Annotated in this window: 12 protein-coding genes and 1 pseudogene; 5 read left to right on the top strand and 8 right to left on the bottom strand. The window is 37.5% G+C overall.

Annotated elements, in window-relative coordinates; genetic code table 11:
* The 8 genes from AC4PG5_RS04885 to AC4PG5_RS04850 all read right to left on the bottom strand — a co-directional run bounded on the left by AC4PG5_RS04885 (position 1) and on the right by AC4PG5_RS04850 (position 10,474).
* Positions 1–1,131, bottom strand: a complete 1,131-nt coding sequence (locus AC4PG5_RS04885) for a glycosyltransferase family protein (RefSeq protein ID WP_492030314.1) — start codon at positions 1,129–1,131, stop codon at positions 1–3.
* 27 nt (positions 1,132–1,158) lie between these two features.
* A complete protein-coding gene (locus tag AC4PG5_RS04880; protein ID WP_492030313.1) occupies positions 1,159–2,610 on the bottom strand; it encodes a lipopolysaccharide biosynthesis protein in 1,452 nt (483 codons plus the stop codon).
* Between the two features lie 5 nt (positions 2,611–2,615).
* A complete protein-coding gene (locus AC4PG5_RS04875; protein WP_492030312.1) occupies positions 2,616–3,554 on the bottom strand; it encodes a glycosyltransferase in 939 nt (312 codons plus the stop codon).
* Between the two features lie 379 nt (positions 3,555–3,933).
* Positions 3,934–5,109 carry a glycosyltransferase family 2 protein gene (locus AC4PG5_RS04870; protein ID WP_492030311.1) on the bottom strand — a complete coding sequence of 392 codons (1,176 nt, stop codon included), beginning with the start codon at positions 5,107–5,109 and terminating at the stop codon, positions 3,934–3,936.
* 24 nt (positions 5,110–5,133) lie between these two features.
* Complete coding sequence (locus AC4PG5_RS04865; protein WP_492030310.1) at positions 5,134–6,027, bottom strand: glycosyltransferase family 2 protein; 894 nt, start codon at positions 6,025–6,027, stop codon at positions 5,134–5,136.
* Positions 6,024–7,265, bottom strand: a complete 1,242-nt coding sequence (locus tag AC4PG5_RS04860) for an O-antigen ligase family protein (RefSeq protein WP_492030685.1) — start codon at positions 7,263–7,265, stop codon at positions 6,024–6,026. The genes AC4PG5_RS04865 and AC4PG5_RS04860 overlap by 4 nt, the downstream gene beginning before the upstream one ends.
* Positions 7,266–7,510: 245 nt before the next feature.
* Positions 7,511–9,721, bottom strand: coding sequence for a GumC family protein (locus AC4PG5_RS04855; protein ID WP_492030309.1), 2,211 nt, complete (start codon positions 9,719–9,721; stop codon positions 7,511–7,513).
* A 12-nt stretch (positions 9,722–9,733) separates the two neighbouring features.
* Positions 9,734–10,474 carry a TolC family protein gene (locus tag AC4PG5_RS04850; protein ID WP_492030308.1) on the bottom strand — a complete coding sequence of 247 codons (741 nt, stop codon included), beginning with the start codon at positions 10,472–10,474 and terminating at the stop codon, positions 9,734–9,736.
* 299 nt (positions 10,475–10,773) lie between these two features.
* On the opposite strand from AC4PG5_RS04850, the gene AC4PG5_RS04845 reads away from it, so the two are divergent.
* The 5 genes and pseudogenes from AC4PG5_RS04845 to AC4PG5_RS04825 all read left to right on the top strand — a co-directional run bounded on the left by AC4PG5_RS04845 (position 10,774) and on the right by AC4PG5_RS04825 (position 16,303).
* Entirely contained in the window at positions 10,774–12,174 is a 1,401-nt protein-coding gene (locus AC4PG5_RS04845) for a C1 family peptidase (RefSeq protein WP_492030307.1), read from the top strand.
* A 73-nt stretch (positions 12,175–12,247) separates the two neighbouring features.
* Positions 12,248–13,717: pseudogene (locus AC4PG5_RS04840) on the top strand (Na(+)-translocating NADH-quinone reductase subunit A).
* Positions 13,718–13,766: 49 nt separating this feature from the next.
* The gene (locus AC4PG5_RS04835) at positions 13,767–14,948 is read left to right on the top strand and encodes an NADH:ubiquinone reductase (Na(+)-transporting) subunit B (protein ID WP_492030306.1); all 1,182 of its coding nucleotides are present in this window, start codon (positions 13,767–13,769) and stop codon (positions 14,946–14,948) included.
* A gap of 16 nt (positions 14,949–14,964) precedes the next feature.
* On the top strand, positions 14,965–15,654 hold the full coding sequence (gene nqrC / locus AC4PG5_RS04830; protein WP_492030305.1) for an NADH:ubiquinone reductase (Na(+)-transporting) subunit C: 690 nt from the start codon (positions 14,965–14,967) through the stop codon (positions 15,652–15,654).
* A 16-nt stretch (positions 15,655–15,670) separates the two neighbouring features.
* The gene (locus tag AC4PG5_RS04825; protein WP_492030304.1) at positions 15,671–16,303 is read left to right on the top strand and encodes an NADH:ubiquinone reductase (Na(+)-transporting) subunit D; all 633 of its coding nucleotides are present in this window, start codon (positions 15,671–15,673) and stop codon (positions 16,301–16,303) included.
* Positions 16,304–16,309 lie beyond the last annotated feature (6 nt).

Genomic DNA, 16,309 nt, shown 5'->3' with positions numbered 1-16,309 from the left:
CTAGATCGTTTCGTTAATTACTCGTTGCATTTGTACTTTCCATGAAAGAGTTTGTTCAATGCTTTGCCTGATCTCTAAAGGTGTTTGTTTAACTTCTTGATAAAAAAGAATCAAACGTTCAATATCTATAGGAGTTTCATCTGCCGCTATCTTTAAAATATAGGGCTGATGATCAAAGTCTTCGTCATTCTCTGAGTAAATAAACGGAATGCCTCGAGCTGCATATTCTCTATTCTTTAAAGTTTTGATATTATAGATTCCACTCCGGTGTCTGGCTAGGCTACCAATGCCAAGGTCTGACAAGCTGAAAATATCATCTAGCTCCTTGCCGTATAAACCGCTGTGGAAAATAACATATTGTTCCAAATGATGCTCTTTAACGAGTTGTTTATAATAATCGACGGTTTCCGGGACTCCAAATCCGACAATATGAAAATAGAGAAGATAGGGGAACTTACTTTTATTCTTATAATAAAGGGCTAATCCTTTAATGACTCTGTCGAACCCATGCCAAGGATGTATGGTTGCTACTCCAATGAGGTGCAGTTCTTTTGACGTATCGTTCTTCTTTGACTTAACAGGAAGTTCGTCAAAATCAATACCGTTTGAAATTTGAATTGTCGGTCGGTTAAAAATCTTAGTATGGTTAGAGAACGTGACGATCTTATCAATCGATTTGGCTAATGTCGTTCTAAAGCATTTGTCAATAAAAAGAATGCGTTGGTAGGGTAATGGCATACCCTTGTATTCTTGGTCGTATGGATAAGTCGGTATTTCCATCACAATTTGACTTTGGCATTTCTTCAGTTGTTTTATGAAGCGGATGGTAAACGGATTGGCATTGTGCGCATAACGAATATAGATGAACTGTATTTGCTGCTTCCGTACATAGTCAACTATCGTCTGAAAATTTGTTCGTTTTCTGATTTTTCCCATAAAACCTGATCCATAATCTTCTAAGATCTGATCATCGATCATACGGTATTTATGTCCGTCTTTATCATCGAGCCAACACGTCTGTACATCAACTCCGCATTGTTTTAATGCTTTGATCTGATATCGTATCTTTTTGCTGATTCCATTGGACTCCTCAAAACCGTGAAAAATGAGAAATAAAGCTTTTAGTGCCATGTGATTTGATCTATAAAACAATGAGTCTTAGTTTTTTTTGATTACTTTCTTCAGCTTGAGTAGAATGTTATATTCATTAGTCAGCTGAATGTATGTTCCTAATATAGTCATAAAAATGATCCCTTTTACTATCAAACTGAGAAAAATATTGGAAGAGCTCGTTAGATAATAGACCGGAATTAAAAAGCCTGCAATACTCAGACTCAGCACAAAGGGAGAGATTAACTCCCGGAGTAGATATTGAGCCTTTCGATGAAAGGTTACGACGTACATTTGGTAATAACATTGGATAAAATTGATGCTGAATGCTATAACGATGGCCCAAGCTACGGCTACCAGAGTTTGAAAGACAAAGATACCGACCAACATTGCACTGACATTCAAAATCGACGAAAATAATCCGCAGATAAATAAGCTCTTGGTGTCTCCTGCCGCTTGAAAAATAGAGCCGGATGACGATAGAACGATTTGGGTACCTACCGATAGAGCTAAAACTTTAAAGACAGGAACTGAAGCTAGCCATTGATTGCCGAATACGATCAAGGTGATTTCTTTTGCTGTAAAGAAAAGAAAGACGCTTAAGGGGAATCCGATGAATGCCAATAGACGTATGATGCGTTCATACGAACTAGCTAGCTTTTCTTTGTCGGATTGATAATCGCTTAAGACCGGATGCATGACAGGCGTAATAACTTGTGTGATATTCTGTAAGGGGAGCATCATAAGTCGGTAAGATTTCTCATAATAACCCAACTGTGCGAGACTCATGTACTTTCCTATAAGTAGTTTGTCGAGATTGCGACTGAAGTAATTGATCATATTAAAGAGGAACTGATAAGCCGAATAAGAGAAAATCCGCTTTATCGTTGTCCAGCCTAAAGTCCATTTTAATCGCTGTGGGTAATAGCGTATGGATATGATAAAGAGAAGAATGCTCGATAGTATCGGATTAATGATCAGTGCATAAAGTCCGGCTCCCATAAATGCAGCGATGATGGCTGCTGTTCCTCCGAGAAATTGTATGCTTAAACTTCTGATGGCAAGAAAACGGAATTCTTTGTTTTTATAGAATAAGGCATTGGGAACAATATTGGCAGAGGCAAAAAATAAGTTGATGCTAAGAAACTGACACAATTGTCGTAAGATGACACTATCATAATAGTGGCCTATTGGCCAAGAAGCCATAAAGAATAAGATCGAGAGTAAGATTCCTGTCCATATGGTGAAGGAAAAGATATCAGATAGTTCTTTTGTGGATAGATCTTTGTGTTGAATGATGGCAGGTGATAGTCCCATATCTGTGAATATTCCGAAGAAAGCAATGATCACAGTGGCTATCGCTACTATTCCGAAATCATCCGGTGATAGTAGACGAGCTAAGATTCCGGCTACGACAAGAGAAACGATGATTCCGCTATATTTAGCTAGTGCGGTATAAAAGACGCCTGAGAAGAGTTGTTTTTGTACAGAATTTGTCATCCGGATTATTTATTAGAATGAGGTAAATATTTCTTGATAAGTAAAACAACTAATGTACGGCATTGTATATATCGTTTATATTTGAAAAGGACGATCAAAAATAAGTTGAGTCGTTCTTTGATAGGTAGTGTATGGCCTTGCCATACCACAGAGTCTAACATTTGATTGAGATGTGTATCGATGGCTTTTTGCTCCTCCAAACTTTTGTCTTTTTTGAAGATGAGAAGTTCTTGTGTCACTTTAAGATAACTTGATACATTCTTCCATTTAAAAGTTGAAGTCATGATCGACTGATTTCTAATTCGACGTTTGAAGAAAACTTCTTCGATTCCCATCGTTCTATGGGAAAGCACATAAAGTTGTGCTGTAAAAAGTTGATCTTCATGTAAAATATGAGGATAGAACTGTAATTGATACTTATCTAAGAACTCTTTGTTAATACAATTAAGGCAGACGGAGGAGGTGAAAGATCTATTTTGTAGCTGCTTCTGGTAGGCTTCTAGTCCGGAATATATCCTTTGAGTTAGTCCTTGGGCGTGTTTATAAGTTAAAACGAGTGATCTATTGATAGGGTCATCTTGAAAGGTCTCTGCATCAAAAAATACAAAATCTAGATTATTCGCTTCGCATGTGTGATAACAAACCTCTAGAGCTTTCTCTTCTAGCAAATCATCGCTATCCATGAAATAGATATATTTCCCCTGAGCTTTGAGCAAACCATTATTCCTTGAAATCGATAGTCCTTGATTCTCTTGAGAGAATACTTTGATTCTTGAGTCTTTTGCTTGAATCTGGTTTATGATATTTAAGGAGAGATCGGTCGACCCATCATTGATCACAATGATTTCAATCTCTTGAAGTGTTTGATTACAGATACATTGCAGAGTCTTTTTGATATATTTCTCTGTATTGTATACGGGAATAATTACACTTACTTTTATCATTTGGCCTATCATTGTGTTAAATAGCTACATCTATGATTCAAATATATAATAAAAAAATAATAAATTTTAGAAAAACTGTTTTTATTACAGAATAATCTACTGAAACGACGATATACAAATGGTTTCATTGCATTCCTTAGTGAGTTTGTTAGGCAATGCTTAATCGTTCGCCTATAGGCGAACGAAAGAAACACCATAGGCGGACGAAAGTTTGCCTATAGGCTAACGAAAGAATACGTATAGGCAAACGAATAAGTCATCGCATCTGAATGGTTTAGCTCTTCCGGTGGAGAAGGTTAGTTTATGCAATGTAGAAGTTTAGTTCCTGTAATCGGATAGACAAACTCTTCAGAATGATTTTCGATGGATCGTTATAAGATTAGTTTCGATGCTCGGTATGAATAAATTTTTTATTAACCCCTTTCAATTTGAATACATTTATAAATGTAATGACGATCAATAGAGGCAATCGAACAATCGACTTGAGCATCTTGTAGTTTCTTAACGATTTGGGTAATACCATGACGAATACGGCGACTTGCACGATTGAGATGAACCACCATTTGATGGATAAAACAGCCAAATGCGGGACGTATAATCCGATGATTGTTGTCAATAGAGTAAAAAACAGCAGTGCTCCAATTTGTATCAGTCTTGGAGGGAGCATCCATTGTATGATTTTGTCGATATAACTGAAGTTTCGTTCTTTAATGGCTTGCCCCAAATAGGGTAGGTTTTGACTTAAAGAGGCGTATTGAGCTGCAATCCAACGACGACGCTGTTGGGTAATGGCTTGCCGGCCTTGAGTCTTTTCATCTAAAATGTTAACCCATGAGACATAATCTATCTTTATTTTTTCTTTTAATAATAAGGCTTCTAATTCTTTGTCTTCTCCGGCCGTATGAAGTGAGGTCACATGCTTTTTGAACCAGGAAAAGTCGAAAGACATACCCGAACCGATCAGTCCGCAAGATAGTCCTGCGGCAACGTGTCCGCTTCTAAAAATAGAATTATTGATTTCCTCGCTGGCAGCATCCAACCTCGCAATATCTGTGTTTAAGTTTTTGGCCATGCGATGGGCCTGTATGGCGCGGGAACCGTTGCTGTACATCTTGTTGAGTTCTTGTAGAAAATGAGGGTCGGCCATATTATCTGCATCCATGATCACTGCTAGATCATAGTCTACTGTTAATGATTCCGACATTGCCAAGGAGAGGGCTTTTGCCTTGGTACTGTCTTTGTAATTGGCAACAAGGACTCTGGCTCCAAGTTCTCGAAGGGTTTGGCAGGTAGATTCAGTCATGCCATCGGCTACGACAACAACCGTGTAAGCTTCTTTAGGGTACTCTTGATTAAAGAAGGAAGTGACGGATGATATGATGATTTGATCGGCTTTGTAAGCCGGAAAGATCACGTAGAATTTATGTCGCTTATTTGTTGGTGATGGTAGATTAGGGGCATAACGTTTGGCATAAATCCCGAATATGACAAAGTATAATACACAAGCACTGAGTATGGTAAATAAAATAATGTCGAGTGATAAATATAAATTCATTCGTAATATAGCTTTATGGTTTATTTACTGTTTGTTCATTCTGTAGAAATCGTATCCTCCTTTAATTGTGGCTTTTAGAATAGCCCATTTTTGCTTGAATATCGCAAAAAAGACCGCTTTGGGGAGGGCGATGAGGTATTGATAACTAATAGATAAGAACCGATTAGATGAAGGTAATTGTCTGTAAGCGAGCAGTAATCGATTACGAGTCATGTAGTAAGCTTGTAATGGACTAGATTGGCCGGTGCTTTGACTTTCTTTATGAAAGATGGTTTGGCAGGGATCATACCATAACTCATATCCGGCTTTTTGCATCGAAATCGACCAATCTAATTCTTCGTAATACAGAAAATAAATCTCAGGCATTAGCCCGACGCGATCAATGGCTTCCTTCTTTAATAGCATGGCTGCGCCGTGAAGATAGGGAGTGGAATGGGCGGTATCATAATTGCCATTATCCAAACAATTATATCCAATGGTTTCGTTGCGCAGAGTAATTGGGGTTAGAGGAGTGAACCCGGCATATTGAACCGAGTAAGGTGGAACTGCAAATCTAATTTTTGGAGAGACTCCACCTATGACTGGGTTTTGCTCCAAACGGTCTATTAACTCTGTTAGGTGATCTTCTTTTATTAAGGTATCATTATTAATAATAAATAGATAATCTCCTTTTGCTTGTGTTATTCCGAGATTATTACCTCCTGAAAATCCTCTATTTTCATTGCTCCTTATGGTTACGACAAAAGGATACTTGGAGTGTATCTCTTTGGCTTCATCGCTTTTTGAAGCGTTGTCTATGACAATAATTTCGTAGGATACCGATTTAACGGCATCGTTTATAGATTGGATGAGGGCGCAAGTGTCCGATAATCCATTGTAGGTTATCGTGATAAACGATACTTTTGGTTTAAAACTCATGATAGGGGTAGCTTTTCTGATTCCGATAGAGACTTTCTGGTTAACTCTTTGTCGATATATAGACCTGCAAAGCAAAGGGCAAATCCGGTATATATGGTGATTCCATTAGGATATTGCATAATGTCATTGGCGTAAGCAACGACAAAAAAGCCGGCATTCATCGATATCCATGCTGTGAGCAGACCTCGAAGACGTTTGTTGTGGATGCGAAACATGATAATCCATGAGCACCAAGCAAAAAGAACGCCGTGTACTCCGAGATATAATAGTAAACCGATAATTCCGGTTTCCACCCAAACGCTAACGAGCCAAGAATCGGGAGGGTATGGCATGCGCTCCTTAGGATAAAATCGTTCTCCTTTCGATAAACCGAGTCCATATCCTATTGGCTTTCTAACCATCAGCTCTTTCATGCGTTCTCGATTAGCGACCCGTAGTTGATAAGAGGCATCTTCTGTTGGGTTAAAGGCTGTACGCATACGACGAATCTGATCATTACCCTCGCCAATTGTGGTAAACTTAAAAAAGACAAAGACTAGGGCGACGGCAATAAGTCCAAGGGTGAATGCGGTCTTATTCCGGATCAGAATAATGTATAAGGACATTCCGATCATTGGTAATGGGATGGCACTTCTGGTTCCGGAGATCAGCATGCTATAGATGGCTGCCAAGAGGACAAAGAAAAAATAGATTTTTAAGAGGTTGTTTTTGACGTAGAAAAGAGATATTCCAAAGCACGTTGCTGCCATAGCCATGTGTACCCCATAGTTCGCTGCGTCGGTAAAACAAGAGAAGTATCGAACCCCAGTGCTTAGAATATGTGTTTTTGCACCTCCTAACTCATATAAGAAGTACATCTCGCGAGCATTAAAACCATAATTTTTTTGCCAATAACCTTTTACTGTGCCAACGATCACAAATAAAGACCAGATAAATAATAACCATTCAATACCTTTTGTACTTCGTATGGCTATGGGTACTAGGATAGCACATAATAATGGGTAGACTAGATATTGGGTAATGGCTATATTCCAGGCTTCCATCACGTTGTTGGGATTGGCTATTTCTAATATGCAAAAGACGCCATATATCATGAAGACGTAAGTCATTAGATTTTGACTTTGAGAAAAATCTATAGGACGATAGATATTGTGTATAATGAAGAGTATAAAAATGGACAGAGTTAGAATTAGTGTGCTGACGCCTAGTTTTAAATCCATAAACATAGTGGCTGCCATTAAAACAAATTGGATGGCATAAAGTACGTAGAAGCTTGATCTTGTGTTTTGTAATATAATTACGATAGCTAAGATCGAGAGCGGAAGGAGTCCTATCACTATAGTTGATGTGATGCTTCCTTTAGTAATTAGAAAAAAATACAAACAAATGGACAGAAAGAGTAAAAGCTGCATGAGCCCTTGCGTTTTGACATACAGATGCAGCTTTCCTTTTAGAAGTCTATACCATTCTTTGCTTGATCCAATCATTTGTTTTTAGCACTTTTTTTTGAAGGTCTTATGTTGAAAGACATTTTTTCGGTTAATGCCAATTGTGATATTTTATAGAAAATGCGTCTTCTAAGAGTATATGGAGGAAGCATTCCTGTGAATCGTTCTACAACAGTTGATGTTGAATGGTTTAAGTAGATATAGAGAGGGGTGTCTCCAATCTGTGATTTTAGTTTTTCCAACAAAATATGATCTGTATCTTTCCAGCCAACGATTGCAGAAACAATTAGCAAGTTTAAATTTGCTTCATGGAGTAATGCATTTGGAATATTCGTCCGATTTAGAGTAGGATGCTCTACTATAAGGATGTCTTCATCTCCTTTCTGGTATAAATCGTTTAGACTTGTAGCCAATGAGTAGTCTCTTGAATTTGGATTAAAATCTTTATCCCAAGATAAATGTCGAACCTTAAGCCCTTTTTCCTGCCATATCGTTTCAAGTAAAACCGCCAAATGACTCTTGCCGGTTTCTTCGCTTGTACTTAGCAAATTAATGATGTATGGCAGGTCTGGATTGTGGTTGGTGAAAAAGCGTAGAACACTTATGCTTAGGAAATTTGCTGCAATCAGTTTTCGTTCTTTATTAACTTGTGCGTTTAAAGAAAGTACAGAGTTGGGATAAGCCCCAAGAACTTTGCATCCCGTTAGTCTGAATGTTCTAATCGGGTCGCGTAATGTTCTATCAAAGAGTTCGATGAGCAATAGAAATCCTAATATGAATACGAAACTTCCTAAGAAAGAAGCTAACACTAGTTTCTTTCTAGAACTTTGTTCGGTACTAATAGGGTACGCCGGTTCATTAAGAACCCGTAGACTCGCTGATGTCATTTCTAGGTTTTTACGACGAATAAGAGCTTCATTATAACTTTGCAGAATGGTTAAATAGTTCCGTTCTGTGAAGTTGATAACTCTTTCCTTCCGTTTTATTGTTGAGCCGACAGGAGCATAAAAGGCATATTTATCATTAAGTTCTAAACGACTTTCTCTAATGATCTCTAATTCCGCTTTGGCTTTTTCGAAAAGAAGAGTCTGATCTAACCATTGCTCTAAGATTGACTTTTTGGTCATTCCTTCTTTTGTATATTGCTGAGCAATATAATTGTTCGATATAGTAGATAGTTCTTTTCTGGCTTTTTCTAACCGATTTTTATACTGTTGTAGAGAGTTTTGTCCTTCAGTCTGGTCTGAATTGATGGTCTCAAGTTCTGTGATTTTTCCTGTTAGAGAGGAAGCTTCTTTGAGCTTATCGATCAACCGAACATTGTTTAAGGCTTGTTTGGTATTGCTGTCCATTTGCCTCTCTAGTTCTTGAAGCATGGCTTTTGAACTATTATAGGCAAAAAGAACATCTTGTTCTCGTAATTCGTATTCTTTATTTATTGAAGCAATTTCTTTGGTTTCGTCGACGTAGTTTATAATTCGTTTTTCGACATTATATTCGGTCAGATCATCTTCATTTTCGCGTAGCTCTTTCCCTATTCGTTCAAGCTCACTTTTAAAGTAGGCAATGACTTTGTCAGTTTCTCCATAACGAATCGTCTTATACTCATTAACAAATTCCCGGGTTAAGAACTCAATGGTGAAGTATGCTACACCTGGATCTGACGACTCATAGCTGATATCTAGCAAATCACTATTCCCTTTGCGAAAGACATTGATATTTCTTAAAGCATTGTAACTGAAGAATGGGTGATTATAATAGAATAACCCATACACATAATTGGTCTTGTCGGGTTGAGTGTATTCAATTAAATTTTTTATTGTTTTTTCTTCACTGCTTTTATCTATTAAAGATAAGATATGCTTTCCATCCGGGCTATTCTTAACATGGTTGTAAACCATATTGTAAGAAGAGGAAGTGATATGATTGACGTTGTTTTTTGGATCACCGTAGATCAGAATATGAGCAAATAGCCGATACGAAACCCTTTTTAGGGTACTTTCGGCTTTTATAATATTGATAAGGTTGTCCATCGCATTTTGGGTTTCACTCCAATCCATCTTAGAACCATTATCTTCAATCGTGTATCCGGAAACAATTCCGGTATAAAGAGTGGCTTGTACGCGATAATTTCCTCTCATGTTTCGCGTCATATAGATGACTGTGAAAGTCACAATGAAGGTGCCTAGGATCAACCACCAGATTGACTTGTATAAAAAGCGAAAAAGATACCGAACATATTCCATAATAAAACGAATTTATTTTCGTAAAATAGAAGTGTTACTGACTACTTCTAATATCATTAAATCTCTGGTCAACTGAAATTTGGTGTTTTCAAACCGCTCTAACGCTAATGAATATCTCTCTTTTTCTGATGATAATTCACTGGATTGAATGTTGCCGTTAGCAAAATCCTTCTCGGCTATTTCGTATTGTACTTTAGCTAAAACGAGACTTTCTACTCTTAATTTTAGAACATTGAGTTGAGAGGTCGCTGATGCATAGAGGCTGATAATTTCTTTTTTTATTTCCTCAAACTTGACTTCTTTTTCTAATTCGGCAACTTTTGTGTTAAACTTTTGTCTCTTTACTTTACCGCCCAAGTCAAATAGCTGATCTAATGGGATCATAACGGCTCCTCCAATGGTATATCCATTTTGTGCTTGAGTCGAATAGCTCAGATAGGGAGGAATAGAGACGTCGGTATAAGTCGACTCATTTCCGAACATGCCGTATTGATAGCTTCCCCGAATGCTGAAAAAGCTCAGAAAAGATCTTTTTTCTTTGGTTAAGAGTTTGCGTTCGATTTGTTCCTTAACCTGAGAAAGTTGATAATTTGGAGTGCTTTTGGCATTCTCAAACAATAAACTTAGTGGAGGAAGAGTTATGTTTGTATACTCTTCAGTACTTAATGAAGAGTAATCGCTGACTTCTTGAGCAATTCCTTTTTGAGTAAAAATCATCAGGAACAGCAGAATGTAAAAATAGAGGATTCTCATATTTAATTCAAAAAAGAGTGTTTATAACCTTGCAAATATAAATAATAATTTCATAATACTGTGTAGAAATTTGTGCTTTCACTCGTGCTTAAATCATATTTATCAATTTTCTATGGTGTTTGGTCTGTTTAATGCTCTTTAGTTATGGGCTTTTAGTAAATGTTTTTGTACTTTATCTTTTTTGAAAAATATTTTTTTTGAAAAAAGAATCGTGTTTTGTTTGTATATATCAAGTATGGTGAGTTAATTTACAGTTGAATTATAGCTTTTTAAATGTATTAATATATTTTTTATCTTTTATGAATAAACAAATTTTATCGTTTTTTGTTCTTTCTGCTGCTTTTTCCTCTTTGCAAGGACAAACGAATAGCGGCGGAATCAGTGAGGTTATGCTCAAAGAAATAGAGCAAAGTTATCATGAAATGCCTGCGGATAAAGCTTTGAGAAATGCTATTGGTAATAATGATATTCGCAAATTGGCTTTAAATCAGGATAACCTGAAGGAGATGGATACTTATTTTTCTGTTCGAGTAAAATCGAAAGGTATCTCTAATCAGAAGTCCTCGGGACGCTGTTGGCTTTTTACGGGATTGAATGTGATGCGTTCGAAAGCTATTGCTAAATATAATCTTGGAGATTTTGAATTTTCCCAAAATTATAGCTTCTTTTATGACCAATTAGAAAAGGCAAATTTGTTTTTGCAAGGCGTAATTGATACCGGCAAAAAACCGATGGATGATAAAATGGTTGATTGGTTGTTTCATAACCCTCTTAGTGACGGAGGTACGTTTACCGGAGTAGCTGATATTGTAAGTAAATATGGATTGGTTCCTAAAGGAGTTATGCCGGAAACTTATAGTAGTGACAATACTTCTAGAATGGCCGATTTGTTAAAACAGAAACTTCGTGAGCAAGGTCTTCAACTTCGTTTAATGATTAAGCAAGGAGATAAAGCGACTGTTGTTGAGAAAACCAAAGTAAAGATGCTTGGAGAAATCTACAGGATGTTGGTTTTGAACTTGGGTGTTCCTCCGACTCAATTCTCTTGGACGCGTTATAACTCAGCAGGTAAAGCGGTTGATACGATGGAATATACACCTCTTACTTTTATGGAGAAATATGGTGATGTGAATCTTCTTCAGAATTATGTGATGTTGATGAATGATCCAAGTCGTGAATATTACAAATCGTATGAAATTGACTATGATCGTCATCGTTATGATGGGAAAAACTGGACATATGTCAACTTGCCGATTGAAGATATTAAAGCGATGGCTATTTCTTCTTTAAAAGATAGCACGATGATGTATTTTTCGTGTGATGTGGGCAAATATTTGAATTCAGAACGAGGTTTATTGGACGTGAATAACTATGATTATTCTTCTTTGATGGGCGTTGATTTTGGTATGGATAAGAAACAAAGAATCCAAAGTTTTGCAAGTGGATCTAGTCATGCCATGACCTTAATGGCTGTAGACATTGATAAGAATAACAAGCCGACTAAATGGATGGTGGAAAATAGCTGGGGGGCTTCTTCCGGTTACAAAGGACATCTGATTATGACCGATAATTGGTTTAATGAGTATATGTTCCGACTTGTTGTTGAGAAAAAATATGCGACAGAAAAAGTCCTTGAGATCCTTAAACAAAAGCCGATTCGTCTTCCTGCTTGGGACCCGATGTTTGCTGGAGAACAATAATAAACCGGAAAGTGTTTAAACAAATTTATTTCGTCTAGAGATAACGTTGTTTTTAACTCGCAATATTTAGAATGTGTTCGTGCACGAGAGTAATTACGGAAAAAACTCCGTAATTACTCTCGTTTTTCGTTTTTAATCCATTATTATTTATTACTTTTGCGGGAAAATTTTTGAAACTATTATTTTATATAACATGGCAAATGTAATTAAGTTACGTAAAGGCCTCGACATAAAGCTCAAGGGAGCAGCTGCCGAAGAATATGCTAATGTGAAGGAATCTGGATTCTATTCATTGGTTCCGGACGATTTTACAGGCATTACTCCAAAGGTTGTGGTTAAAGAGCAGGAATATGTTATGGCTGGTGGACCCTTGTTCGTTGACAAGTATCACCCTGAATTAAAATTTGTTTCGCCCGTAAGTGGAGTTGTGACGAGTGTCGAACGTGGCGCTCGCCGTAAAGTTCTCAATATTGTGGTTGAAGCAGCTTCTGAGCAAGATTATCAGGATTTTGGTAAGAAGAAGGTGTCAGAGATGACGGATGAAACGGTTAAATCTGCATTGTTAGAAGCAGGCTTGTTCGCATTCATCAAACAACGTCCGTATGACATTATCGCTGATCCTACGATTAAACCGAAAGCTATTTTTATTTCAGCTTTTGACTCTAATCCGTTAGCTCCTAGTTTTGAATTTGCTCTTAAAGGAGAAGAACACAATTTCCAAGTTGGGTTAGATGCGTTGGCTAAGATCGCTAAGACTTACTTGAGCATCAATGTTAACCAGAAAGCAACGGCTTTGACTCAGGCTAAAAATGTTGTTGTTACAGCATTTGATGGTCCGAATCCTGCTGGAAATGTTGGCGTTCAGATTAACCATATAGATCCGATTGTAAAAGGAGAAACAGTGTGGACAATCGATCCTCAAGCTGTTATTTTTATCGGACGTTTGTTTGAGACCGGGCATGTTGACTTTACACGTATTGTTGCTGTTACGGGCTCTGAGATTTTAAAACCGTCTTATTGCAAACTTAAAGTAGGCGCATTGCTTACCAATGTTTTTGCCGGAAATGTAACTAAGGATAAACATTTGCGCTATATCAGCGGTAATGTGTTGACTGGTAAGCAAGTTTCTGAAAATGGCTTTTTGGGAGCTTTTCATAGCCAACTGACCGTTATCCCTGAAGGAAATGACGTTAATGAACTTTTCGGATGGATCATGCCACGATTCAACCAATTTAGTGTTAACCGATCTTATTTTAGTTGGTTAATCGGCAAGAAGAACTACGCAGTAGATGCTCGTGTGAAGGGTGGTGAACGCCATATGATTATGTCTGGTGAATATGATGATGTATTCCCTATGGATATTTTACCTGAATTCTTGTTAAAAGCAATTATTGCTGGTGACATTGACAGAATGGAAGCACTTGGTATCTACGAGGTTGCACCTGAAGATTTTGCTCTTTGTGAATTTGTTTGCTCATCAAAAGTGGAAATTCAACATATTGTTCGTGTAGGATTGGATATGTTGCGTGCTGAGATGTGCTAATAAAAGAGCCGTTTTTAAGAATATAAATAGTAATATTATAAATAATTTAATGAAAGCGTTAAGAAATTATCTCGATAAGATAAAACCTAACTTTGAAGAAGGAGGGAAATTCCACGCATTTCGTTCGGTTTTTGACGGTTTTGAAACATTTTTGTTTGTCCCGAATGCAACTGCGAAATCTGGAACGCATATTCATGACTCGATTGACAGTAAGCGTATTATGTCAATTGTAGTTATTGCATTAATACCGGCATTGTTGTTTGGTATGTATAATGTAGGTTATCAACATTTCACTCATACCTTGGGAGCGCAAGGTAGTTTTGTTGAAATGTTCGCTTATGGATTTTTAGCTGTGCTACCAAAAATCATTGTATCGTATGTTGTTGGTCTTGGTATTGAGTTTGTTGTAGCTCAATGGAAGAAAGAAGAAATACAAGAAGGATTTTTGGTTTCAGGTATGTTGATCCCAATGATTGTTCCGGTAGATTGCCCATTGTGGATTTTAGCTGTGGCTACTGCCTTTGCTGTAATTTTTGCGAAGGAAGTGTTCGGTGGAACTGGTATGAACATCTTTAACGTTGCTCTTATTACACGTGCTTTCCTATTCTTTGCTTATCCGGCAAAAATGTCGGGTGATGCCGTTTGGGTATCCGGTGAAAGTGTATTGGGGTTAGGTAAAAGTGTAGATGGATTAACTGCGGCAACTTCATTAGGTATTGCTTCTACTGCTGTTGATCCGAATGGTTTCCCTGCTTTTTCATGGGATATGGTTACTGGGTTAATACCTGGATCTATTGGTGAAACAAGCGTTATTGCGATTATGATCGGTGCGGTTATCTTATTGTGGACGGGTATCGCTAGTTGGAAAACGATGGGTTCGGTTTTCGTGGGTGGTGCTTTTATGGCATTTGTATTCAACACAGTAGGACCTGATACTGCAATGGCTAATATGCCTTGGTATGAACATCTGGTTCTTGGAGGTTTCTGTTTTGGTGCCGTATTCATGGCAACAGACCCTGTGACTTCTGCTCGTACAGAAAAAGGTAAATATATCTTCGGATTTTTAATTGGTGTTATGGCGATTGTTATTCGCGTATTAAACCCAGGATATCCTGAAGGTATGATGCTTGCTATCTTGTTGATGAATATTTTCGCACCGCTGATCGACTATGTTATTGTACAAAACAATATCAAACGTCGTGTGAAACGTGCTATTAAATCTAATAATTAAAACCGGAGATCAAACGATGAATACTAATAGTAATGTTTATACGATCATTTATGCTTCGGTAATGGTTATTGTCGTTGCATTCGCTTTGGCATTTACTTCTGCTGCATTAAAACCGGCTCAGAAGAAGAATGTGGAGCTTGATAAAATGAAACAGATTCTTCATGCATTGAACGTAGATACTAAAGGTCAGAATGCAGAAGAGGTTTATCATAAATATGTAAAGGCCGATCAGGTGTTGAATGCTAATGGTGAAGTTGTTGCTGAAAATGGTGGATTTAAAATAGAAATGGCCACAGAAATGGGTAAATCTGTTGCAGAACGCCAATTGCCGTTGTATGTTTGTGAGGTTGACGGACAAACTAAATATGTTGTTCCTTTGAGCGGTGCCGGACTATGGGGACCGATCTGGGGTTATGTTGGTTTGAATGATGACAAAGATACTGTGTTTGGTGTATATTTCTCTCATGCCGGTGAGACTCCGGGACTTGGTGCTGAAATTACGACACAATCTTTCCAGGGACAATTTGCCGGAAAGAAGGTCATGAAAGATGGACAAATCGCATTGGCCGTAGAGAAATTTGGAAAAGTAACAGATCCTGCGTATCAAGTTGACGGAATCTCAGGTGGTACAATTACATCTAAAGGTGTAGATGCCATGATTAAGAGCTGTCTGACTTCATACGATAAATTTCTAACAAATAAATAAGGAGGAAAATTAGAATATGAGCCAATTATTTTCTAAAAAGAATAAAGATGTGTTTTTCTCTCCGCTGAGCATGAATAATCCGGTAACCGTTCAGGTACTTGGCATTTGCTCGGCTTTGGCTGTAACATCTAAATTGGAACCGGCCATTGTTATGGGATTATCGGTGACTGTTATTACAGCGTTTTCTAATGTTGTTATTTCATTTTTGCGTAAAACGATTCCTAATAGAATTCGTATTATTGTGCAATTGGTGGTGGTTGCTGCGTTAGTGACAATTGTAAGTGAACTTCTGAAAGCTTTTGCTTATGATGTTAGTGTGCAGCTTTCTGTATATGTTGGTTTGATTATTACAAACTGTATTTTGATGGGGCGTCTTGAAGCTTTTGCTATGGCCAATGGTCCATGGGAATCTTTTTTGGATGGAGTAGGCAATGGATTAGGATATGCTAAGATCCTTGTTATTGTGGCTTTCTTCCGTGAACTTTTGGGTTCGGGAACTCTATTGAATTTCCGTGTTATTCCTGAGGTTGTTTACAATGCAGGGTATATCAATAACGGTATGATGTTGATGCCTCCTATGGCCTTAATCATTTGTGCTTGTATTATTTGGTATCAGCGTGCGAAACAAAAAGAATTGCAGGAAAAATAAGTATTA

The sequence above is a fragment of the Bacteroides sp. QWL-09 genome (assembly GCF_058683585.1).
Note: the sequence above shows the minus strand (reverse complement) of the source record. Positions and strands in the feature narration are given on the sequence as shown.

Excerpts from the sequence above, each read along its gene's own strand:
- AC4PG5_RS04885 (WP_492030314.1), bottom strand. The coding sequence starts at position 1,131 with ATGGCACTAAAAGCTTTATTTCTCATTTTTCACGGTTTTGAGGAGTCC.
- AC4PG5_RS04880 (WP_492030313.1), bottom strand. The coding sequence starts at position 2,610 with ATGACAAATTCTGTACAAAAACAACTCTTCTCAGGCGTCTTTTATACC.
- AC4PG5_RS04875 (WP_492030312.1), bottom strand. The coding sequence starts at position 3,554 with ATGATAAAAGTAAGTGTAATTATTCCCGTATACAATACAGAGAAATAT.
- AC4PG5_RS04870 (WP_492030311.1), bottom strand. The coding sequence starts at position 5,109 with ATGAATTTATATTTATCACTCGACATTATTTTATTTACCATACTCAGT.
- AC4PG5_RS04865 (WP_492030310.1), bottom strand. The coding sequence starts at position 6,027 with ATGAGTTTTAAACCAAAAGTATCGTTTATCACGATAACCTACAATGGA.
- AC4PG5_RS04860 (WP_492030685.1), bottom strand. The coding sequence starts at position 7,265 with ATGGCAGCCACTATGTTTATGGATTTAAAACTAGGCGTCAGCACACTA.
- AC4PG5_RS04855 (WP_492030309.1), bottom strand. The coding sequence starts at position 9,721 with ATGGAATATGTTCGGTATCTTTTTCGCTTTTTATACAAGTCAATCTGG.
- AC4PG5_RS04850 (WP_492030308.1), bottom strand. The coding sequence starts at position 10,474 with ATGAGAATCCTCTATTTTTACATTCTGCTGTTCCTGATGATTTTTACT.
- AC4PG5_RS04845 (WP_492030307.1), top strand. The coding sequence starts at position 10,774 with ATGAATAAACAAATTTTATCGTTTTTTGTTCTTTCTGCTGCTTTTTCC.
- AC4PG5_RS04835 (WP_492030306.1), top strand. The coding sequence starts at position 13,767 with ATGAAAGCGTTAAGAAATTATCTCGATAAGATAAAACCTAACTTTGAA.
- nqrC (WP_492030305.1), top strand. The coding sequence starts at position 14,965 with ATGAATACTAATAGTAATGTTTATACGATCATTTATGCTTCGGTAATG.
- AC4PG5_RS04825 (WP_492030304.1), top strand. The coding sequence starts at position 15,671 with ATGAGCCAATTATTTTCTAAAAAGAATAAAGATGTGTTTTTCTCTCCG.